Source organism: Mesorhizobium sp. M0998 (assembly GCF_040318885.1).
Taxonomy (GTDB): Bacteria; Pseudomonadota; Alphaproteobacteria; order Rhizobiales; family Rhizobiaceae; genus Mesorhizobium.
Map to the genome: position 1 here is coordinate 1 of NZ_JAMYND010000136.1, position 548 is coordinate 548.

General features: G+C 63.5%; 1 protein-coding gene. It reads right to left on the reverse strand.

Going from position 1 to position 548, the window contains the following annotated elements; all coding sequences use genetic code 11:
• Nucleotides 1–548 (reverse strand): MFS transporter (locus tag NKH59_RS33445; protein WP_353024493.1); only part of this gene is annotated, 548 nt, incomplete at both ends.

Genomic DNA, 548 nt, shown 5'->3' on the forward strand with positions numbered 1-548 from the left:
GCCAGAGGGAGCGTCGGCGCAAGCGCCGCCAGCATCAGGGCGATGCTGGACGGAATGTGTGTGAACACCATCGTGTTGATGAGTCCGATGTGCCGCGACAGCCAGGCGGCAACGGGGAATGAGAACGCCGAAAGCACCCCGGACCAGAAGAAGAAAAAGCCCGCTTCCGAAAGCGACAGGTCGAATTTTTCGAAAAGCCACAGGGCAAGCAGCGACTGGACGAGGAAGCCGCCGGCAAAGGCATCAAGGCTAAAAAGGGCCGCAAGCCTGAAAACGATATTCCGCGAGGGGCCAAGCGCGGACGTGCTGCCGGAGTCCGACGTTGGACGGCGCCGCGGGATCTGCGCGTAAAGGAGACCGCCGAGCAGGCCCAGCAACGCATAGAGCACGAACATCGCCTTGATGCCGGTGAGTTGGTCGAGGCCGGCTGGAGCCAGAAGATCAGGGGTTGCCGAAGCGAGCGCGCCAACCGCGGCTGCGAGCGCACCCACAAGGCTGTAGCGCGCGAACATCTTGGTCCGCGCGGCGTCGGTGACTTCGCGTGTGAG